Below are 17,744 nucleotides of genomic sequence, written 5' to 3'. Positions count from 1 at the left end.
CGAACAGACCTTCGTACGCACTTCGTACGGGAAACGTACGCGTTTCGTACGTTTCATGGGGTAGGATGTTGGTCAGGAGGTAACCCATGTCCGAGTTGTTCGACGCGGTCGATGCCCTGCTCGCGTCCCGCGCCACACTCCCCCCACCGGCAGAGCGCAAGCGGCTGCGTGCCGCACACGGCCTGACGATCGATGAGGTGGCCACCGCGCTGAAGGTGCGCCGGGCCACGGTGTCCGGCTGGGAGTCCGGCAAGACCGAGCCCCGCCCGCCGGAGCGCGACGCCTACGCCCGGCTGCTGGACAAACTCGCGGAGCTCTACCCCGCCACTCCGGCCGACGTGGCCGCACCCGTCAAGGACGCCGCGGTGTCGGCCACGTTCACCGGCGCGCCCGACCCGACAGGCGAAATGCCAGAGGTTCCGGACGCTGCGATCGACGACATGGTCGAAGCCCTTTACCCGACCCGCCGCACCACCAGGGTCACGCCGACGTCGCGCCGTCCTGGGGCGCAGGAGGCGGCCCCGGCGGGCTCCGCCGACCCGGCGGAAGCGCCTGCCGCCGCTGCTCCGGGCGCCGCGACGAGTCCGGCGCGCACCACCAGGCCGTCGTCGACGTCGCGCCGACCGGGCGCGAAGAAGGCGGCCCCGGCCGGAACCCCGGCAGGCGGCACCGACCCACGGTTCGAGAACGGACCGCTCGCGGTCATCGACGTCGACGCCGACGGCCAGGTCCTCGCGTACTGCACCGGCGGCCTGGTCCTGGACGTGCCCGCCAAGTCGATCCCGTCCCTGGTCGACTGGACGCTGCGCGAGGCGAAACTCGGGCAGCCGAAGCTGTCCGGCCCGGGCAAGGACGCCGACCCGCTGATCGTCCTCACCCCGTCCGTGCTGGAGCGCTACGGCCTGCCGGTCGCCCTCACGGATGAGGAGCGCCTCGCCGGGCGGATCCCGGAGGGCCACAAGGTCATCAAGCAGCTGGTCCGCGCGGAGTGGAAGCTGACCAAGCGCGGGTTCGGGCCGTGGGCGCGGATCTACCGTCCCGCGCAGGGTTCGGAGCGGGCCTGCGTGCAGCTGTGCATCCCGTCGTGGAACGCGCTGGACACCCGGCACTGGGGCGAGGCCGGGCAGCTTCCGCCGGCGGAACTCGCGCGCGTGCTGGGCGTGTACGCGTCGCGGGTGATGACGCCGCGCGGATCGACCGCCGTGACGGGCCTGGAGCTGATGACCGCGCTACACCCGCCGACCCGGGCCTCCGAGCCGGACGCCGACGGTAAGCGGCACTCCGAGCACAACCCCGGCTCGCTGGGCAAGGAGCCGGTGGACTGCGCGCCGTGCGAGGCCCCCGACGGGCACCCGCTCCTCAAGGACCTGCCGCGTTTCCACGTCCGCGGCCCTGCGGAGAAGTTGTTCGAGGAGGCGTACGACTGGGCGCGGCCGATGACCGATGCCGAGTGCACCCTGCGCCACCTGGTCGGCATCGACGTGAACATGGCCTTTGCCGCCGGTGCCAACGGCCTGACCGTCGGCATCGGTGCGCCCACCCACGTCAAGGCACCGGTGTTCGACCCAAAGCTGCCCGGCTCCTGGCTGGTCGACCTCTCCCATGTGGACCTGTCGCGGGTGAAGGTCGGCAAGGACAAGTGGGCGGACCTGGACGCGAGTCTGCTGCCCAGCCCGTTCACGCCCAAGGGCGAGCGCCCCGAAGGCCCGGCCTGGTACGCGACGCCGACCGTGGCGTACGCGGTGGAGCTCGGCTACGAGGTCACGCCGATCGAGGCGTACGTCCGCTACGAGAACGGCCGCTACCTGGACGGCTGGTACAACCGGCTGCGCGACGCCTTCCTCGCCACGATGGCCGACCTGGGTGTCGATGCCGACCTGGAGCCGGCCGACTTCCTGGCGGCGATGGACGGATACCGCGGCCGTGACCCGGAGCTGGCGATCGTCGTCTCCGCGGTCAAGGCGACGGTGAAGGGCGGCCTGGGCAAGCTGCGCGAGCGGCCCCGGGGTGAGGGCTGGCGTCCGGGCGAGCCGTGGCGCGCGCTGTCCCGCCCGACCTGGCGTCCGGACATCCGCGCGGCTGTCATCTCCCGCACCCGGATCAACCTGCACCGCAAGATCGTCAAGCACGCCAGTTTCACCGGGCAGTACCCGATCGCGGTCCTGTCCGACTGCGTCGTCTACGCCGCCAACGGCGAGAGCCCGCTGGACTTCCTGCCCTACAAGGAGGGCAAGCCGCTGCCCGGCGGCTTCAAGCTCGGCATCAACCCGGGCCTGGTCAAGCACGAGGGCACCCAGGAAGTCCTGTGGGGCGAAGAGGTCCGCGAGCGGTTCAACGCACCGCAGCTCAACCTCGCGCGGTACATCAAGGACGGCACCGTCACCGACGTCGACAACGGAGAGTAGGAGAAGGCGACGATGAGCCTGTTCGGGGACGGCCTGGACGCCGCGGTGCAGAAGGCATTCACCCGCCCGGCACCCAAGAACGCGGGCCCGCAGATGCGCTACCTGGTCAAGCAGTTGGGCGGCACCAAGGCGGTCGCCCAGATGCTGCGCATCTCGCAGCGCACCGTGGAGCGGTACGTGAAGGACCAGATCAAGAAGCCGCGCGCCGACCTTGCCGTGCGCCTGGAGCGCGAGGTGAAGAAGCGGTGGCAGCCGCAGATCCGGGCGAAGGCCCGCGCGAAGGCGGCGACCACCGGCGGCATCGTCGTCGACACCCGCGCCAGGCTCGGCTACACCGCACCCATCGGATCGACGGACCAGGACCGCATCCGCCACCTCACCGTCGCCCTGCCGCCGCGCTACGCCGCCCGACTCTTCGACGCCCAGGAAGCCGGCGCCACCGACCAGCAGCTGAAGGAGATCGCCGCCGAAGCGCTCAAGGAGGTCTACTTCCAGGACGGCGGCCGCCGCGCCGGAAGCCTGGAAGAGGTCCGGTTCACGGACATCGAGCACCTCGAGTTCGACCTGTAGCAACGTGCCCCGAACAGCCCGCGAGCCCCGGACCGATGTGGTCCGGGGCTCGCTCGCGTATCCGCGAGGGTGGGATGGTCGCCGGCTATCTGCCCATCAGCTCGTTGAGCAGGGCGACAACAACGACGCCGACGCCGATCGCCGCTCCGAGCGCCGGCTTTTGGAGAGCGACGACGACGGTTAACGCGCCCACCAGCAACAGCACCACCGTGCGCACGCTGATCTGGTCGTTGTTCACGAAGCCCGCCTCTCCCTGTTCATACAGGAGGTGTGGTGACGGGCTTGTGCGGCTATGCCTGCGGGCGTGCCGGGACTGCCTTGACTCGACGGCAGCACACGGCGCCCCGTAGGCTCGGGCTCGAACCTGATGGTTCTTCTCCCATCTTGGAATGCGTTCTGGTACGGGGTGGAGCTGTCGGACTACGCGAGTGGCCCCTTGTTGGAGCAGGGGGCCACTGCTTTGTCTCCTTCCGGTTGAAGCGGTCGAACTACGCATTGACGACTGCACCGTTGGAGCGGCTGCAGAACCCAGGAAGCACTGCCGCTGCCGTCGACTCAGAAGCCTACGCACATCACGGCCCGACCTTCCCTCTGCCTCTGTACGGCATCGAAGGACAACTCAGCCCGGGGAAGGCACCTCAGCGGAGTCACCGCACATGTGCTAGGCGCTGCCGCTTGTCAAGTCACCGAAGATTGCAAGCCTCCCACCTGCGGCGATGCCGTCCGAGATGTGAGGTCGCCGAATGTGAAAGCTGATGCCCGCTAATACCGAAGCGGAGCCGACAAGCCTTGAGAACGCTCAGGAACACGTTGCAGAGCCCTCTCTGAGGCGCGAAAACTGAGGCCTTGAACCACTGAAACACCCGTCCGTGGCAAGGTTGGGAAGCGAAACATCGTCGCTCTCTTTGCGGAGTCGGTAGAACTCTTCGCCGGAGTCGGCGGTTTCAACGCAAGCAGCGCATCCGACTTCGTGCAGGACGTGTCTCCGGCTTCTCCGCGCACTGCGAAACGGTTCGTCTTCGCTACGGAGCTCTCTCCTTTTACCTCTCCGAAGCGAACCGCGTTGCGCAAGAGGCCCTGGCGCATGTCGCCTTCGGCCCTTGCCAGAGGAGCGGGCCTATTCGCCGTCGCTGTGGTCGAACCCTTTGAGCACGGGATCCAGCTCCTGCGCCGCGCCGCACAAAGAACACAGCCGAGTACCGGGATGCTCCGCAGCGTCCAGCGCCCTGTCCAAGCTGAGCACCGGTGCTCCGGCGGGTGCTTCCTCGCAGTCGACTGCGTGGATGACGCCCCGGCCGGGACCGCGGCCGCCGTCCAGCTTCTGCAGGACCCAGCCCGAAGGCCGGCGCTCCCCGAGAATCTGCTGCTCTGTTGTCGGCGGTGGCAGCCGGGTCGTGGGGACGTCGTCGTACGAGACGCCGGGCACGGGCTTCACGTGGTCGGGGGCCTGCACCCACACCACGTACCAGGCGGGCTCCACCTGCCCGGAAGGCGTGTTCTGCCAGGCCGGGACGGCCACCTTGTACAGCCAGGCGTCCGGGACCTGCTGTCGCTCCTGGAGGCGGCCGGTGACCTCCTGGCCGTCGGGCAGAACCACGATGATGGGCGGCGGCTCCGGCTCGGGTGGCGTGTCCGCCACGGCTACGCCGCCTCCTGGCCCTCGCGGTCCTCGCGTGCGAGAGCGTGCTTGAGTTGGGAGCGGGCATCGAGCCGTTCAGGCCCGGGGACCTCGTTCCAGAAGGCGTGCGTGACGATCGCGGCGGTGAGGTCGCGTTCCCGCTTGCGCAGCGCGGCGACGTCCTGCTGCTCCTGCTCCGACCAGCCGGGCGAGTCCGGGTAAGCGCGAGGGGTGCGCCAGTAGCCCTCGGGGCGCTGCCAGCCTTCCATCGGTTCGACGGAGTAGGGCAGCCGCTTGTACAGGGCGGTGAGGTCGGCCCGCACCTGGGTGAGTGCCTGCTGCGCTGCGATGAGGTCGCCGGGGTAGTCGTACGTTGTCGCCACGGCCCCAACAGTAGTTCGACCCGGCGGCCGTACTGCCCGTACGACGCGGCGGCGCTGTGCGCCCGGGCGGCTTCTGCTGATGACGGCTCAGGGCTGGTCGGGCGGGGTGTCGTGCAAGTACCAGCCGTGGGTGGCCATGCACTCCTTCGTCCACTCCATCAGCAGGTGTGAGCCCTCCTGGATGCGGCTCTCGTCATGACCGCCACGGTCGGCGAACCACTGCACGAGAAGGCCGGCCGCCGGGCGGTCCACGTCTCCGGTGTCGCACACCGGGCACAGCTCCAGGTGGATCGGCCGCCCGTGTTTGTCGTTCTGTGGCGCCACCCCGCTCATGATGAGGTCGCCCCGGCAGCGTGAACACTGCGGCAGCCGGTCGGAAAGCCTGAGCAGATCCATGGCCAGTCCCCTTGCTCTGGACGTGGCCCTCCACCCAAGACCCGCTGATCCACTCCGTCAACCCCGCCTGCGACGGGGGACGCCCGGGCACGGAAATCTGTCCACAGGGGAACGGGTGTGTGCTGGAGGAATGATCGACAGCGACGACACGCAGCCGCCGGCCCCGCGCCGCAACAGGGTCCTGGACGCCCTCAAGCGGGCGGAGCGCAAGGTGTTCACCCGGCCCGCGCCGAAATCCGCGAAGGCCCAGATGGAATTCCTCTACACGCGCACGAAGCAGTCCACGAAGGCCCTGGCCCAACAGCTGGGCGTCTCGACCCGCACCGTGCAGCGCTACCGCGCCGGACAGCAGACGAAGCCTCAGAAGCGCCTGCAGGCCACGCTGGTGGAGGCGACGGAATCTCAGTGGCAACCGCAGGTCAGGGCACAGGCGCGGGAGCGCGCGGCGACCTCCGGCGGCATGATGGTGGAGGTGACGGCCTACTTCGGATTCACCTGCACAGGCAGCTCGGACGACGGCCGCGAGCGCACCATCACCACGCCGATCTCGCCCACCTACGTCAAGGAGATCCTCCGCCTACAGGAGGCCGGTGCGACAGAGGAAGACCTGCATCCGGTCGTCGCCGAGGCCATAACCGAGTCGTATTTCACGGAGTGGGGCAGCCGCGCCGACGGGCTCCGAGCAGATTTCACGGACGTACAGTCGATAGATTTCCAGTTCTGAACACGCGGAATTCAGAGCCTGCTATAAAACGTATCGGCGGGCCGCCGACAACGCTCTGGCGGCGGCCCGCTCCGAATCCGCACCACGAATACGAGGCCGACGATGACCACGCCCTGGCGCACCGCCCGCCGTCCGCTCGCCCCGCGCGTCGCTGCGTCCCGCGAGCCGGTCGACCCCGCCCGCATCGGTCGCCGCGTCGTCCGGCGCCGGGCGAAGGGGATGGACGCCGGCGCCGTCGCGGCGGCCCTCGAGGAAGCGCGGTTCGACGCCCGGCAGGCCTCCCGGCACGAGGACCTGGCCGACGACGTCCGCGGCCCGGCGGAGCTCGCGGAGTGGGAACGCATCGAGCAGCTGCTCGCCGACGCGGCCCCGGACACCGTCTACGACCCGGACGCCGACGACGTCGTCCAGGCGGAGCTCGCCGCCGACGCCGCGGCCGCCGCCGCCCGGGAAGCCGAGCTGCGCGAAGCCGCCCGGGTCGCGGCCCGCGCCGATGAGCTCCAGGCGCTGCGCGAGCTCGGCACGCTGGAGCAGACCGAGCCCCGCGAGGGCGACGAAGCCGCCCGGGACGAACTCACCCGGCGGGCCGGCTCGTACATGCAGAAGGACGTCGACGCCTGGCTCGCCCACGCCCTGGCCGCGCACCTCGGGCACTACCGGGACCCGGCCGCCCGCCAGGCCGCAGCCGATCTGCTGCCGACGCAGCTGCTCGCCCACGCCGCGCTGCTCACCGAACTCGCGCACCTCGCGCCGGGCGCCGACGTCGACCAGCTGGCGTTCGCGGCCCGGCTCGCCGCCGCCGACCCCGAGGCCACCGGCGACCTCGCCGCGTTCCTCGCCCGCGCCCGGCCCGGGCAGAGCTGATCTCACTCTCCGCAAGGTCACAGGCCTCCCCGATCCCATCGGGCCGACCTGCGAGGTCCGGGGCCGGAAATGCCCTGTTCACCCTGTTCGCCTGCGAGCCTGTGAGGCCGTTTCCTCAGGCAGACGCGCTTCCGGGAGGCGACCTGTAACCCTGTGAGGTCGCAGGGCGCCGCGCGCTTCCGAAAGATGTCACGCTGACAGAGCGTGAGCGTGACACCACCTGTCACGCCCCTCTGGAAAAGTGTCACGCCACCTCGAATATGTTCCCTTATGTCCTATTCCCGGGGCCTGGAGGCCTCTCCCGGGCGGATTCGGGGGTGGAGCGTGACACTTTTGATCATGCCTCGCGCGCGCACTCCTGAGCAGTACGGACCGTAGTCAGGCAGGTCGTGCCCGGCATCCCTGCCTGAACAGTCCGGCAGACCTGTGTCATCTGTGTCATCAACCCCCTGTTTCCCCAGGTGGGCACGCTCATCTGTGTCACTGATCAGCTGATCTGTGTCATCGCGCGGGCGGACCCAGCTGGACCCAGCAACCGCCCCAGAACCTGGGTCCCTGGGTCCTCGGACCGGTGTTTTCGCTGGCGGACACGATCCGCAACGGCTGCTGGGTCCACCTGGGTCCCTGGATCCTGCACCCTCATGCGGCCGGGTTCGTCCGGAGTGGTCCCCAGGGCCGGGGGCGGCCGATACCGTTGAAGCAGACGACAGTTCTGCCCCTGGAGCCCTCGATGAGCGAACAGCCGGCCCCCGCCGACCACGCCCGTCAGCAGCTGGAGCCCGCGGCCGCCGACGGGTTGCGCGCGTACGCGGCCAAGACCCGCGCCAACGCCGACCAGTTCGCCGCCGTCCTGGAGGACATCGCCACCAACGGGCTGCCCTCGGTGGAGGACTGCACGCCGTGGGAGGAACTGCGCGAGGCCCACCTCGCCCGGCTCGCCGCCCAGCGCCCGGCCGTCGCCTGATGCCCTCGCAGCAGGGCCCGCGCCGCGCCCGTATCGCCTTCTCCGACTCCGCCGCGAAGCAGCTGGAGAACATCACCAGCGAGGCGGACATCCATGCCCTGGACCGCGCCCTGGTCGTCATCTCCGTGGACCCGGACATAGGCGAACCTCTGCCCGGCGACACCGCCGGCCCCCAACTGCGCCAGTACGCCGACGAAGTCGAGCGCGTACGCCTCTTGTACTGGGTGAGTGCTTTGCGCACCGGCGTTATCTGGGGTTCCCAGGGTGTTAGTGCAGGTCAACGCCATGTAGCTGCGTGAGGGACGTTAGGCACGGGCTCTTGGCCTTCGTGACAAGATCTGGGTGTGACGATGTTGTTCCTGACGGTCGGCCTGCCCGGGGCCGGAAAGACCACGAGAGCTCGGCAGCTGGCCAAGGAGCACAGCGCTCTGAGGCTGACGCCGGATGAGTGGATGCGCCCGCTGTTCGGCGATCCGCAGCCTGAGGGGAAGCGCGATGTGCTGGAAGGACGGCTGCTCTGGCTTGGTCTGGAAGCGCTGAAGCTGGGAACGAACGTGGTCCTGGATTTCGGATGCTGGTCTCGTGACGAGAGGTCCGCGATCCGCTGGTTGGTGATGTCTGTGGGCGCGTCCTTTCAGCTTGTGTATGTGCCGGTGGACCATGAGACCCAACGTGCTCGGGTCGCCCATCGCCAGTCGACCACCCCTCATCAGACCTTCGCGATGAGCGAGACGGACCTCGTGCACTGGAGGACGCTGTTCGAGGAGCCCGATGCCGCGGAACTCGAGGGCCATGGGGTTGGAGGTCCGCCTCCTGGGTGGTCAGGCTGGCTGGAGTGGGCTACCGATCGGTGGCCGTCACTCGCGTGACCGTCCGGCCCTGGCTAGGGCCCTAGGCACGGTTCTCGTTGCGGATCATGCGGCGGAGGCTGGTGCGGGCTGCTGTGAGATCGTCCTCAAGCTCGGCGATTCGCTGCTGCAGTTCCGCGTTCTGGGTGGTTGCCTGCCGTTCCGCGGTGGACAGCCGGAGGTTTTCCTCGGTGAGCTCGTTGATGCGGTCAACCAGGTCGTGGTTGCCGAGTTGTTCGACCTGTTGCCCGAGGTGAACGCGGGCCTGTTGCCGCAGCTGGCCGTTCTCGGTCCGGAGCCGTTTGATCTCCTGGCGGGCGAGAAGCAGGTCGGTCTGCTCGCTGGCGGTAGAGACCTTCCGCCCGCTCTGCTGGTCCTGGTGGCCCTGGGCGGCCTGGCGTGCTCGTGCCTGGTCGATGCGTTCGCGCAGGCCGGGGGCATAGACGAGCCAGCTGGAGACGTCCGCTTCGCGGGCGACCGCGGCGAAGGTGATGCGCCGGTTGTCGCGGAGCATGTCCTGGATGGCCTTGAGGACGCGTCCGCGTTTATCGGCGCTGTCCCGCTGACGTGCGGCTTTCAGGACCTCTGCGGGCGTCCTGGAGGGCTTCTCGGACGTCTCAGCCGACATCGTCCCGGGGTTCCTTGCGGATCACGGTCAGCGGCAGCAGCTTGTGGTCCCGGCTCGCGCGGACCTTCCGCAGGACCGCGCTGGCCTCCTCGATATCCTCGCGTTCGTCCTCGGGGAGGCTGCTGAGCCGGTTGCGCATGGTGTCGCCGACGTTCGTGAACGCGGCGATCTGGTCGGTGAGGTTGCGGACGACGAAGTCGTCGGCGTCCATCGCCTTGGCGGTCTCGAGGTCGGCCCGCAGGTCGTTGACATGCTGTTCGATGGCGGGCAGGTAGGACGGGTCGGGACGGTAGAAGCCGCAGCCGGCGCACTGGAAGCGGATCGGGCATGCCTTGCCGCCGGCCTTGACGTTGCTGGGCTCGCGGCAGTTGCCGAACGGGACGGCGACCGACTGGGCCTCGTAGTCGGTGGTGCTGGTGAACGGTGCCGGACGGCCGGAACGGTCGATGGTGTGCCTCCGCATGGTGGTGATGGCTTCGCGTTTCCGCTTCAGGGACACCTGGTAGTACGACATCGTGGTGACGATCGACCGGTGGTCCATGAGCTCTTTCAGCACGTCAACCGGGATGCCGGCGTCGGCATGGCGCTGGGCATAGGCGTGCCGGAACGCGTAGGGGAAGATCAGCGAGCGGTCGAACGGCAACCTGTTTCCCTGATCGTCCAGTTCGTCGCTCAGCAGCACCGGGATCGCCGCGACCCATTCCCGCATCGCGTTGGCCAGGCTGGACCCCATGTGTGCGATCCCGCTGCGGTTGGTGATCGACGGGAACAGGTACTTCCGGCTGCGGGAGGGAACCTCCAGCTGTCGTCGACGGGTCTGCCAGGTTCTGATCACTGCGGCGGTCTCGCGGGTGATGGGCAGCTTGCGGCCGTAGCGGCGCTTCTTGACGTTGTCCCAGATGAGGGTGTTCTCGCCCTTGCGGGTCTCCAGGCACTTCAGCCGCAGGCTGGCGATCTCGACGGGGCGGCGTCCGGTCTCGCGCAGGACCAGGTAGGCCGTCTGCATCATTAGCTCGATATCCGCCGGCTCCATCTCGCCGTAGGAGAAGCCGACGCCCATCAGGGCAAGGTGGGCATCGAGCTGGTCGATGACGGGCTCGGGGACGGCTCGGCCGGCGGCGTCCTCGCTCGTCTCCTCGGGCGGCAGGACCAGTGTCTTGTCCCGGTCGAAGCTGCCAGGCATGCCGGTCAGCATGTCCGTCTTGCGGCCGAAGTCGACGATCTCGATGAAGCTGCCGAACGCCTGCTGGCGATGGCTCCGGCTGGCGAGTTCGTCATCGGCGGCGCGGCGGATGCGGCTCATCGCGGTGAAGACCGCCTGCATGTCGGCGAACCGCAGGTTCGTGTAGTCCTGGCCCCCGCCGGGCCGGGCGTGCAAGGCGTCGGAGGCGACGACGCAAGCGGCGAACACCCGCTTGAATCTGCCGCTTTCCAGGCTGACGGCGGTGGCCCATGTCTTGATCACTTCCCGGAGCCACGGCTGACGGATGGCAGAGGCGTCGACCTGTCCCGGCCGGTGGCGGCGCCCGCCCAGTGCCGTGGACCGCAGGTTCATCCAGCCCAGGTCCCAGGTGTCGGCGTCGGTAGGCGTCAGGCCCCGGAACGACAGTGAGGCCCGTCGTAGTCCCCGGACGGTCTCCCGGATCAAGGCCACGAGGTTGTGGTGGTTGGTGATCCCCTCGACGAAGGACTCGACGTCCACGGTCAGCAGGCTCGGGACCCCCTCGAGCCGGCGGGTCAGCTGGCGGGTGGCCATCGGCTCGATGACGCCGCCGCGGGCATCCCGTTGCTGCAGGCCGTAGAGGAACTCCCAGCGGACAGGTTCGGCCAGGCCCCGCAGGGTGAACTGGTTGGTGAGCAGGCGGCTGGCGGTCTGGCTGGCCCATCGCTCGGGGTCGCGGGTAGCGCCCACCCGCTTCTCGCGGTCCCACTGCTGGAGGTGCGGAGTGCAGAGTCCGGAGATCACCCGCTGGTTGAAGCAGCCCCGGACGATGCAGGTCGGCTTTGCTTCCAGCGGCTCCGCGGTGGTGGTGGCCAGCCAATCCTCGACCGTGGCCTGCTGATCCGGGCGTCGTCGCCAACGCGAGTAGTGGGTGCGGCAGAGCCCGCCGCTGTAGGCAGGCCGCTCGCATCTGCCGGAGGGACGTTCCAGGACGCATGGCTCGCGCTCGGACCCCCATTGGGTGCGGATCCGGCGGGGCCGTTCGTAGGTGGCGGCGAACTCCTCCCGGCTCAGTGTGCTGGCCTTGTGGGCTTCCAGGCAGTGCCGGCAGAGCAGCCCCCGCGAGGGCATCACGGTCGAGCACGAGGCGGTGATGCACTTCGAGGCCGAGGTGCGCGGGTTGTCCACGTCGCCGTCGAAGAACCAAGCCTGCTGGGACCATTCACCTGGCCGCCAGAGGGGATCAACCTGGTCTCGCAGCCAGTTCGTCCAGGCTGTCAGGTCGAGCGGAACGACGTCGGAGAGCGGCTCCGCTGTGATCGGGGCGGGACTGGTCACGACCGCCTCCCTGCCGCCACCAGCTCGACCGCCGCCCGCTTGTCCGCCTCACTGGCGTGCAGGTAGGGCGTCAGCGAGGACCTGGAGACGTGCCCCATCAGGTCCTGGACCACGTCCTCGTCGACGCCGGCGCGGACCCAGGCCGTGGCCGCCCCGTGCCGCAGCATGTGCGGACGCGCGGTGAGCTGGGTCTTCTTTGCCAGCCGGTCGAAGAGCTCCTTCGCCGTGCCGTAGCGCATCGGCCGCCCCAGCGGGGCATGGAAGAGGTTCACGAAGACCATGTCGCAGCCGGTCGCCTCAGGAACCTCGTCCCGTTCGAGCTGGTAGTCCGCATAGAGTCCGGCGATGTCCTCGGTGACCGGGATGACCCGGGCGATGCGGGACTTGGCCAGGGCTCCGTTGGCGTTGTTCGCCCGCCGCCGGACGTGGATGTGCGGGCCTTCGACCCGGCAGCCGAGCATCCGCGAGTCGCTGAGCAGGTGCATGTCCTGGCGCCGCAGTCCCAAGGCCTCGCTGATCCGCTCTCCCGTGCAGCCGAGCAAGGCGACGAGGAACCGGTCGCGGGCCCGGGTGGCGACCTGGAACAGCTGGTCGGCCTCCTCCGGGGACAGATACTCCACGGCCTCTTCGACAGGCTCGGGCAGCTTGAGGATCTTTGCTCTCACGGTGCGGAACTGGCCGTCCTCGCCCGCGTCTTTGCCCGGCGGCAGCCAGTTCAGGTACTTCGTCTCCGTCAGCCGGGCCACCAGCTCCGCATCCACCCACTCGTTGCGCGAGCAGAACCGCAGGAACTCGAAGACGCCGGTCATCACCTGGTTCGCCGACTTCTCCAGCCGGAACCGCGGCGGGGCCGTGACCCGCGGACTGCGTGGCGGCAGCGGCTCGTCCGCCAGCCACCGCAGGAACCGGGCCAGGTCCAGGAGCGTGATCTGCTTCCAGTCCAGCCCTCGCGCGGAGCACCAGGTCAACAGCAGCGCGGCCCGGATGCTGTACGCCTTCTCGGTGTTGAACGACCGGCCCATGTCCCGCAACGAAGCCGCGAACAGGCATGCCTCGTGGTGGAGCCCGTACGACTCATCGACCACAACCCACAACAGACGCCCGTCCACGGGGGACTCTGCACATGCAGCACGGAACTTCATGACACCCATGACTGACCGTCAGCACGTGCCTCACAACCAGCAGATATCCCACAGTCACACGAACCGGTGAGCCCATGTGCCTCACACAACAAGCGCCAGATCAGGACCGCAGATAACCGTCGTGGTCGTCGCGTACATCGAAATCTGACCAGCGAAGGAGCCACAGTGCCGTCCATCGTCCAGGAGCTCTCCGGCCACCGCGATCTCGGCGGGCTGCGCACGGTGGTGGAGTGCCCCTTCAAGGCCACCGTGCTCCGCGAAGGCCCGGCGCAGGACTCCGGTCCGGGCGCGGCCTGGCTCGCGTACCTCTGCCCCGTGCACGTCGTGGACCTGGACGGGTGGCCCGGCGCCGCGGACCACGCCGACAACGGCACGATGCCGTGCGGAACCGTTCTCGACTACCGCTCCGGCGAACAGCTCCTCCAGTCGCACGCCGACCTGTGGCTGACGCCCCTGACCGGCGTCGACCCAGCCGCGTACGGCGGTGTGTGGTCCGACGTCCTGGACCAGGCCGACCGCGTGCTGGTCGCCCGGGTCGAAGAGGCTTCGGCCGTCGGCGAGGAGAGCCCGCTCCAGAGCATGCTGGTGATGACGGACGTGGCTCGGAAAGCCGCCGCCCGGGGCGACCTCGGGGTGGCGACAACATCACTCACGTACTGCGAGACGCTCGCCATGCGCCTGCGGCACGACGGCGGTCTTGCACCCCAATAGTGGTTAGTACAGGTAGTACCTATGTGCGGGTTGTAGATCCTTCCCCCCTGAGAGCAGAGCTCGCAGAAACGGGACCCGATCATCTGCCCTCACCTGTGACGACGGCCCGCCAGCGTTCGGCGCACATGATCCTTCCCGGCCCGGTACGGCCGCCTGCGGCGTTTTGACGCCCTCGGGGCTCCCGAGCGGCGATCAGGGCCGCCCGAGGCGCTCACGGTGCCGTACAGCGCCTCCAGGGACCGAAGGTGCCGCTGATCCCCTCGGGGATGGCTCCGCGACCGTCTCGCCGCCATCGTCGTCCCGCTGCGGTTCCTGGTTGCCCCGGAGCGAGCTCTGCTCTCAGGGGGGAGGGATCTACTACCTGCACCGGACCGCTATCTGTACTAACCACTATTGGGGTGCAACGCCGGTGTCGATCGGCCCCGTCCTCGTAGGGCGCCGGCGCTCCCGGTGAAGTCCGCCGTTGCTGCAACGGACTGCACGTTGCAGTCCGTTGCACCCTTTCCGGCCTGCACTGTGCAGCGCCCGTTGCGCAACCGGCTGCTGCTCCTGGTGGTGAAGGGTGCAACGCCGGTTGCTGCTCGGGTTCGGGTGTGTGGCGCAGTATTCGCACGACCCGGACGGCACACGGGTGCTGCACGTGCAGCAGGCCCGCCAAACCGAGTAGCAGCTGCTCGCTGCACGGCCTCGCTGCATGCAGCCGGCGCCCGCTGCTCCAAGGCCAGCGGCAGTGCTGCGGACCCGTCCCGGCGGCTGCATAAGATCGCAGATCTGCGATGTTCCGGCGAGATCTATGCACAGCTGCTGCATGCAGCGTGCGCACCCCGAGCAGCCGTCGGTTGTTCTGCTGCTCCAGAACAAACCGGTTTACCTGGTGCTACCACCCGGCCCGCTGCCCGCCGTCCGGCACCGGCCCGGAGTCCCCGCATCACCGCGCCCTTCCTCCGGGGCTGCACCCTCGCTCGACTGCAGCGGTCGGCCGCTGCGTCCGGGGCAGCTACACGTTCGCGCCTGCTGCCACCGGCGTGCTGTCGGGCCGGCCGCTGCCGCGCGAGCACGCCCTCAGCGCGCAGTCGAAGAACACGTCGACGTCGACGCTGGAGTCCCGGCGGGTGATCTCGTACAGCCCCTTCGTCGCCTCGAAGGCCGCCACGACGGGGAGGGTGACCTTCCGGTGGGCCTCGGTCTCGAAGTCCAGGTGGTGAGCGAAGCCGAAATGATGGGCCCGGTCCCGCTCCGCGGTCTCCACACGCTGGTGCGCCTTGCGGGCCGCCTCGAACCACCGCGCCGCGTCGTCCATGCCCAGTGCGTTGACGACGATCGCGAAGAACGGGGTCACCTGCTCCGCGCTCGCGGGCCAGCTGTCGGTGGGGAAGCCGAAGTGGTTGCCCAGCTCCTGGGTGAAGTGGAGGCCGAAGTTGTGGGTCACGCCCCACTCGTACCGCGTCGGCCGACGCTCGGGCGGGCGACGCGCGGCACCACCGTCCGGGAACGCTCGTACGGGCCGTCCTGCCTGCGGCTTTCCCCTGGAGGGGAACGATGTATCGCTCCGGCCGTACCTGCCCCACACGCGAGAAGCGGCGCCGCACCGGTGAGGTGCAACGCCGCTTCAGTGAGGCAGAAGGTCAGGTTCGCCGGCGGGCGGCCAGGTCGATCGGAGGCTCCAGCCGCCTTTGCCTCTCGGCTGCCTTCGCTTGCTTCTCTTCCTCGTACGCCTCGATCTGCTGCTCGTAGCGCTCTTGGAAGTCGGGGTGGTCGAAGCGGTCGTCGTCGTCCATCGCGCCGATGGCCTGGAGCTGTTCGGCGGGCGTACGGAATCCGGCGATCAGCGGGCTGAGGCGGTAGGCGCCGTTGCCTTCCTTCCAGACCATCCGTGCGAAGCCGAGGTGCTGGAGCGCGCGGGTCACTTTGGGGCGGGTGATGCCGATCTCGGCGGCGAGGGTGCCATGGGTGACCAGGCAGCGCCCGCCGGGCTCCTGGCGGCCCAGGAGGTGGAGCAGCACCGGGTAGGAGGCCGGCGGCATGCCGCGCGGAGCGAACACGAGGGCGTTGTTGGCCGTCCAGACGTACTCGGGGGCCGCGGGCTCCACAGCGATCGTCATGACGTCCCATCCTCCTCAGCGCGGGCCTGGGCGCGCGCCTTGTCTTCCCGGAGCGGCTTCTCCGCCGGCTTCGGGAGCTGCCGCAGTTCCCTGAACACCTCGGGCAGATCCGGATTGTCCTCGATGGCGTCCAGCAGCGACAGCTGGTCCACCTTCAGTGTCCCCTGCGCCCGCATACCCGGCTTCGGCTCCACCGGCACCTTGCCGCCGCGCAACGACAGCCGCGGGTGCAACTGGTAGAGCCCGGCCTTGACCTTGGCGGTGACTCCGAGGTTCCCGGTGTCCTTGAGCGACCGTGAAATCTGCGACTGCTTGACCTTCAGCAGCCCGGCCAGCTTGCTCTGGGTCGCCTCGACAGTCCCGCCGGGCTTCTGGATCCCCATCATCCGGATGATCAGCCGCAGCGTCACGATGTCGTCGCGGTAGTAGTCCGACAGCCAGCACAGGAACTCCTGGCTGTCCATGACGAAGTCCTCGCCCAGGAAGCCATCGCTGGTGACGGGCGGCTCGACACTGGCCCGGTAGCCGTCCGGCAGGTTGACCACGTTGGTGCGCCGAAGCGCCCCAGGTGCCCGGAACGCACTGGGCGGCGGAGGCGGCGGGGCTCCGGGCGCGGCCGGCCTCCGGCGCGGCTGCTGCTGGGGCTGTGCAGTCATCGCGGGGGTCCGCTCCTCAAGATCGGTAGGGCCAGGCAACGGCAGCATACGCGATTGTCCCCCTGGTGCACTTTCGTGTCCCCCAGCTGCACTTTCGGCGTGTCGTTATCACCCGGGGGTGATTTCTCCCCCCTGCCGACCCGCAGGCGACCGCGACGACCGACCCACCTCGAATGTCCCCCCAGTGCACAACCTGCCCGACCGTCACCGCGCCACCCGTTCGCAGATTGTCCCCCTGGTGCACAAACCGACGTGGTTTTATAACCCCGGGGCGATAACTGGCCCCTCGATTTATCACCCCGGGGTGATACCCGGAACGGCACCAAAACGCCCTGACCTGGGGCGATGCGGAATCTCGCTCCCCCTCTAGAGCGTGTGCGCGCGTGATACCTGATCTTGCGGCTCTGATCAATCACCGACACGCCGCCGGTGCTTAGGAAGCAAGCAGCTGGCAGCGGTGGGCCTGACGCCGCAGCCGACCAGCGGGATCGGGGGAGCCGGCCTCCGTGGCTGAGCTCGCTTCGCGTGCGGCTCTGCGGCTCGGTGCGGGCAGTGGACAGCAGCAGCGGCTCTGAGTCTCGGGTGGTGCCGACCGTGACGTTCACAAGCAAGGAAGCGCGGCCGGTGCCGGTGGGCGGTTCCGCCGCCCGGCCCCGGGGGCCGTTCGGCTCCGGTACCTCCGCACCCAGGAATTCGGCCTTTCCGATATCTGAGGTCCAGTTCTGTGGCTCGGGTCCGCAGCTCCCCAATTCGTTGTTCCTCGCGTGAGTGGGTGAACGGAATTCCGGCGCTGACCATTCAGCAAAAGGTGCGCCCCGCCCGGGTGGTTGGGGGGTGTCCCGTGTTTCCGCCAACGGTACATGCTGCATCAACCTGATGCACGCGCTACACTGGAACCCACACGAACGAGCGACCCCCCACCCCTCGTAGCCAGCCCGCCCGCGCCAGCGGGCCCCAAGGTTCTGGAGGCGCAGCCGGAAGGACCGTCAGGCGGGGGAGCACAGCGGACCCGCCCAGGAGTCCGCAGGACTCCCCAACTCCCCAACCGCACACCCGACTAGCCGCACCTGACACACCCTCAACGGGCGAGCGCGCACCGCGCGCCGCGCCGCGCCGCGCAGCGGCCGGCCCCACCGGATCCCGGAGCGCAGCGAAGGGATCCGCCCACGCGCATCGCGTGGGCAGCGGGAGCGCAGCGACCGCCTCCCTTGCACATCGCGCAGCGATGTGGTA

18 protein-coding genes are annotated in these 17,744 nt (G+C 69.0%); 8 read left to right on the top strand and 10 right to left on the bottom strand.

Annotation, left to right across the window (positions count from 1 at the left end):
* The first annotated feature begins 86 nt into the window (after positions 1 to 86).
* Together OG985_RS50110 and OG985_RS50105 are read left to right on the top strand one after the other, a co-directional pair.
* Positions 87 to 2,405 carry a helix-turn-helix transcriptional regulator gene (locus tag OG985_RS50110; protein ID WP_331720237.1) on the top strand — a complete coding sequence of 773 codons (2,319 nt, stop codon included), beginning with the start codon at positions 87 to 89 and terminating at the stop codon, positions 2,403 to 2,405.
* Positions 2,406 to 2,417: 12 nt separating this feature from the next.
* Entirely contained in the window at positions 2,418 to 2,975 is a 558-nt protein-coding gene (locus tag OG985_RS50105; protein ID WP_331720236.1) for an XRE family transcriptional regulator, read from the top strand.
* Between the two features lie 85 nt (positions 2,976 to 3,060).
* Here OG985_RS50105 and OG985_RS50100 read toward each other — a convergent pair whose 3' ends face one another.
* From OG985_RS50100 to OG985_RS50085, 4 genes are all read right to left on the bottom strand, one after another.
* A complete protein-coding gene (locus tag OG985_RS50100; protein ID WP_331720235.1) occupies positions 3,061 to 3,213 on the bottom strand; it encodes a hypothetical protein in 153 nt (50 codons plus the stop codon).
* Positions 3,214 to 4,092: 879 nt separating this feature from the next.
* Positions 4,093 to 4,614, bottom strand: coding sequence for a DUF6233 domain-containing protein (locus tag OG985_RS50095; protein ID WP_331720234.1), 522 nt, complete (start codon positions 4,612 to 4,614; stop codon positions 4,093 to 4,095).
* Between the two features lie 2 nt (positions 4,615 to 4,616).
* Positions 4,617 to 4,976, bottom strand: coding sequence for a nucleic acid-binding protein (locus OG985_RS50090; protein ID WP_331720233.1), 360 nt, complete (start codon positions 4,974 to 4,976; stop codon positions 4,617 to 4,619).
* A gap of 87 nt (positions 4,977 to 5,063) precedes the next feature.
* Complete coding sequence (locus tag OG985_RS50085; RefSeq protein WP_331720232.1) at positions 5,064 to 5,372, bottom strand: DUF6300 family protein; 309 nt, start codon at positions 5,370 to 5,372, stop codon at positions 5,064 to 5,066.
* A 130-nt stretch (positions 5,373 to 5,502) separates the two neighbouring features.
* On the opposite strand from OG985_RS50085, the gene OG985_RS50080 reads away from it, so the two are divergent.
* The 5 genes from OG985_RS50080 (at position 5,503) to OG985_RS50060 (ending at position 8,793) form a co-directional block, all read left to right on the top strand.
* Entirely contained in the window at positions 5,503 to 6,096 is a 594-nt protein-coding gene (locus OG985_RS50080; RefSeq protein ID WP_331720231.1) for a terminal protein, read from the top strand.
* A 102-nt stretch (positions 6,097 to 6,198) separates the two neighbouring features.
* A complete protein-coding gene (locus OG985_RS50075; protein WP_331720230.1) occupies positions 6,199 to 6,960 on the top strand; it encodes a hypothetical protein in 762 nt (253 codons plus the stop codon).
* 730 nt (positions 6,961 to 7,690) lie between these two features.
* Positions 7,691 to 7,924: a hypothetical protein gene (locus tag OG985_RS50070; RefSeq protein WP_327349080.1), complete on the top strand. Its 234-nt coding sequence runs from the start codon at positions 7,691 to 7,693 to the stop codon at positions 7,922 to 7,924.
* Complete coding sequence (locus OG985_RS50065) at positions 7,924 to 8,223, top strand: hypothetical protein (RefSeq protein ID WP_331720229.1); 300 nt, start codon at positions 7,924 to 7,926, stop codon at positions 8,221 to 8,223. Before OG985_RS50070 ends, OG985_RS50065 begins: the two co-directional genes overlap by 1 nt.
* A 45-nt stretch (positions 8,224 to 8,268) precedes the next feature.
* Positions 8,269 to 8,793 carry an AAA family ATPase gene (locus OG985_RS50060; RefSeq protein WP_331720228.1) on the top strand — a complete coding sequence of 175 codons (525 nt, stop codon included), beginning with the start codon at positions 8,269 to 8,271 and terminating at the stop codon, positions 8,791 to 8,793.
* Positions 8,794 to 8,815: 22 nt separating this feature from the next.
* Here OG985_RS50060 and OG985_RS50055 read toward each other — a convergent pair whose 3' ends face one another.
* Genes OG985_RS50055 through OG985_RS50045 form a run of 3 tightly spaced genes read right to left on the bottom strand, consistent with a single transcriptional unit; the run spans position 8,816 to position 12,985 of the window.
* Positions 8,816 to 9,400 carry a DUF6262 family protein gene (locus OG985_RS50055; RefSeq protein WP_330315743.1) on the bottom strand — a complete coding sequence of 195 codons (585 nt, stop codon included), beginning with the start codon at positions 9,398 to 9,400 and terminating at the stop codon, positions 8,816 to 8,818.
* On the bottom strand, positions 9,390 to 11,900 hold the full coding sequence (locus OG985_RS50050) for a tyrosine-type recombinase/integrase (protein WP_330315744.1): 2,511 nt from the start codon (positions 11,898 to 11,900) through the stop codon (positions 9,390 to 9,392). Before OG985_RS50050 ends, OG985_RS50055 begins: the two co-directional genes overlap by 11 nt.
* On the bottom strand, positions 11,897 to 12,985 hold the full coding sequence (locus OG985_RS50045) for a tyrosine-type recombinase/integrase (RefSeq protein ID WP_371674802.1): 1,089 nt from the start codon (positions 12,983 to 12,985) through the stop codon (positions 11,897 to 11,899). The genes OG985_RS50050 and OG985_RS50045 overlap by 4 nt, the downstream gene beginning before the upstream one ends.
* A 222-nt stretch (positions 12,986 to 13,207) precedes the next feature.
* On the opposite strand from OG985_RS50045, the gene OG985_RS50040 reads away from it, so the two are divergent.
* Positions 13,208 to 13,753 (top strand): hypothetical protein, encoded by a 546-nt coding sequence (locus OG985_RS50040; RefSeq protein WP_331720226.1) that lies wholly within the window; start codon positions 13,208 to 13,210, stop codon positions 13,751 to 13,753.
* A gap of 997 nt (positions 13,754 to 14,750) precedes the next feature.
* Here OG985_RS50040 and OG985_RS50035 read toward each other — a convergent pair.
* From OG985_RS50035 to OG985_RS50025, 3 genes are all read right to left on the bottom strand, one after another.
* The gene (locus tag OG985_RS50035; protein ID WP_331720225.1) at positions 14,751 to 15,182 is read right to left on the bottom strand and encodes a hypothetical protein; all 432 of its coding nucleotides are present in this window, start codon (positions 15,180 to 15,182) and stop codon (positions 14,751 to 14,753) included.
* 196 nt (positions 15,183 to 15,378) lie between these two features.
* Complete coding sequence (locus OG985_RS50030; RefSeq protein ID WP_331720224.1) at positions 15,379 to 15,855, bottom strand: hypothetical protein; 477 nt, start codon at positions 15,853 to 15,855, stop codon at positions 15,379 to 15,381.
* Positions 15,852 to 16,511: a hypothetical protein gene (locus tag OG985_RS50025; protein WP_371674800.1), complete on the bottom strand. Its 660-nt coding sequence runs from the start codon at positions 16,509 to 16,511 to the stop codon at positions 15,852 to 15,854. The genes OG985_RS50030 and OG985_RS50025 overlap by 4 nt, the downstream gene beginning before the upstream one ends.
* Positions 16,512 to 17,744 lie beyond the last annotated feature (1,233 nt).

The organism is Streptomyces sp. NBC_00289, assembly GCF_041435115.1.
Taxonomy (GTDB): domain Bacteria; phylum Actinomycetota; class Actinomycetes; order Streptomycetales; family Streptomycetaceae; genus Streptomyces.
The sequence above is the reverse complement of the archived record's forward strand: the minus strand, read 5'-3'. Positions and strand labels throughout refer to the sequence as shown.

Bases quoted from the DNA above. Each gene is read 5' to 3' on its own strand.
- OG985_RS50110 (WP_331720237.1), top strand. From the start codon at position 87: ATGTCCGAGTTGTTCGACGCGGTCGATGCCCTGCTCGCGTCCCGCGCC.
- OG985_RS50105 (WP_331720236.1), top strand. From the start codon at position 2,418: ATGAGCCTGTTCGGGGACGGCCTGGACGCCGCGGTGCAGAAGGCATTC.
- OG985_RS50085 (WP_331720232.1), bottom strand. From the start codon at position 5,372: ATGGATCTGCTCAGGCTTTCCGACCGGCTGCCGCAGTGTTCACGCTGC.
- OG985_RS50080 (WP_331720231.1), top strand. From the start codon at position 5,503: ATGATCGACAGCGACGACACGCAGCCGCCGGCCCCGCGCCGCAACAGG.
- OG985_RS50075 (WP_331720230.1), top strand. From the start codon at position 6,199: ATGACCACGCCCTGGCGCACCGCCCGCCGTCCGCTCGCCCCGCGCGTC.
- OG985_RS50070 (WP_327349080.1), top strand. From the start codon at position 7,691: ATGAGCGAACAGCCGGCCCCCGCCGACCACGCCCGTCAGCAGCTGGAG.
- OG985_RS50065 (WP_331720229.1), top strand. From the start codon at position 7,924: ATGCCCTCGCAGCAGGGCCCGCGCCGCGCCCGTATCGCCTTCTCCGAC.
- OG985_RS50055 (WP_330315743.1), bottom strand. From the start codon at position 9,400: ATGTCGGCTGAGACGTCCGAGAAGCCCTCCAGGACGCCCGCAGAGGTC.
- OG985_RS50030 (WP_331720224.1), bottom strand. From the start codon at position 15,855: ATGACGATCGCTGTGGAGCCCGCGGCCCCCGAGTACGTCTGGACGGCC.
- OG985_RS50025 (WP_371674800.1), bottom strand. From the start codon at position 16,511: ATGACTGCACAGCCCCAGCAGCAGCCGCGCCGGAGGCCGGCCGCGCCC.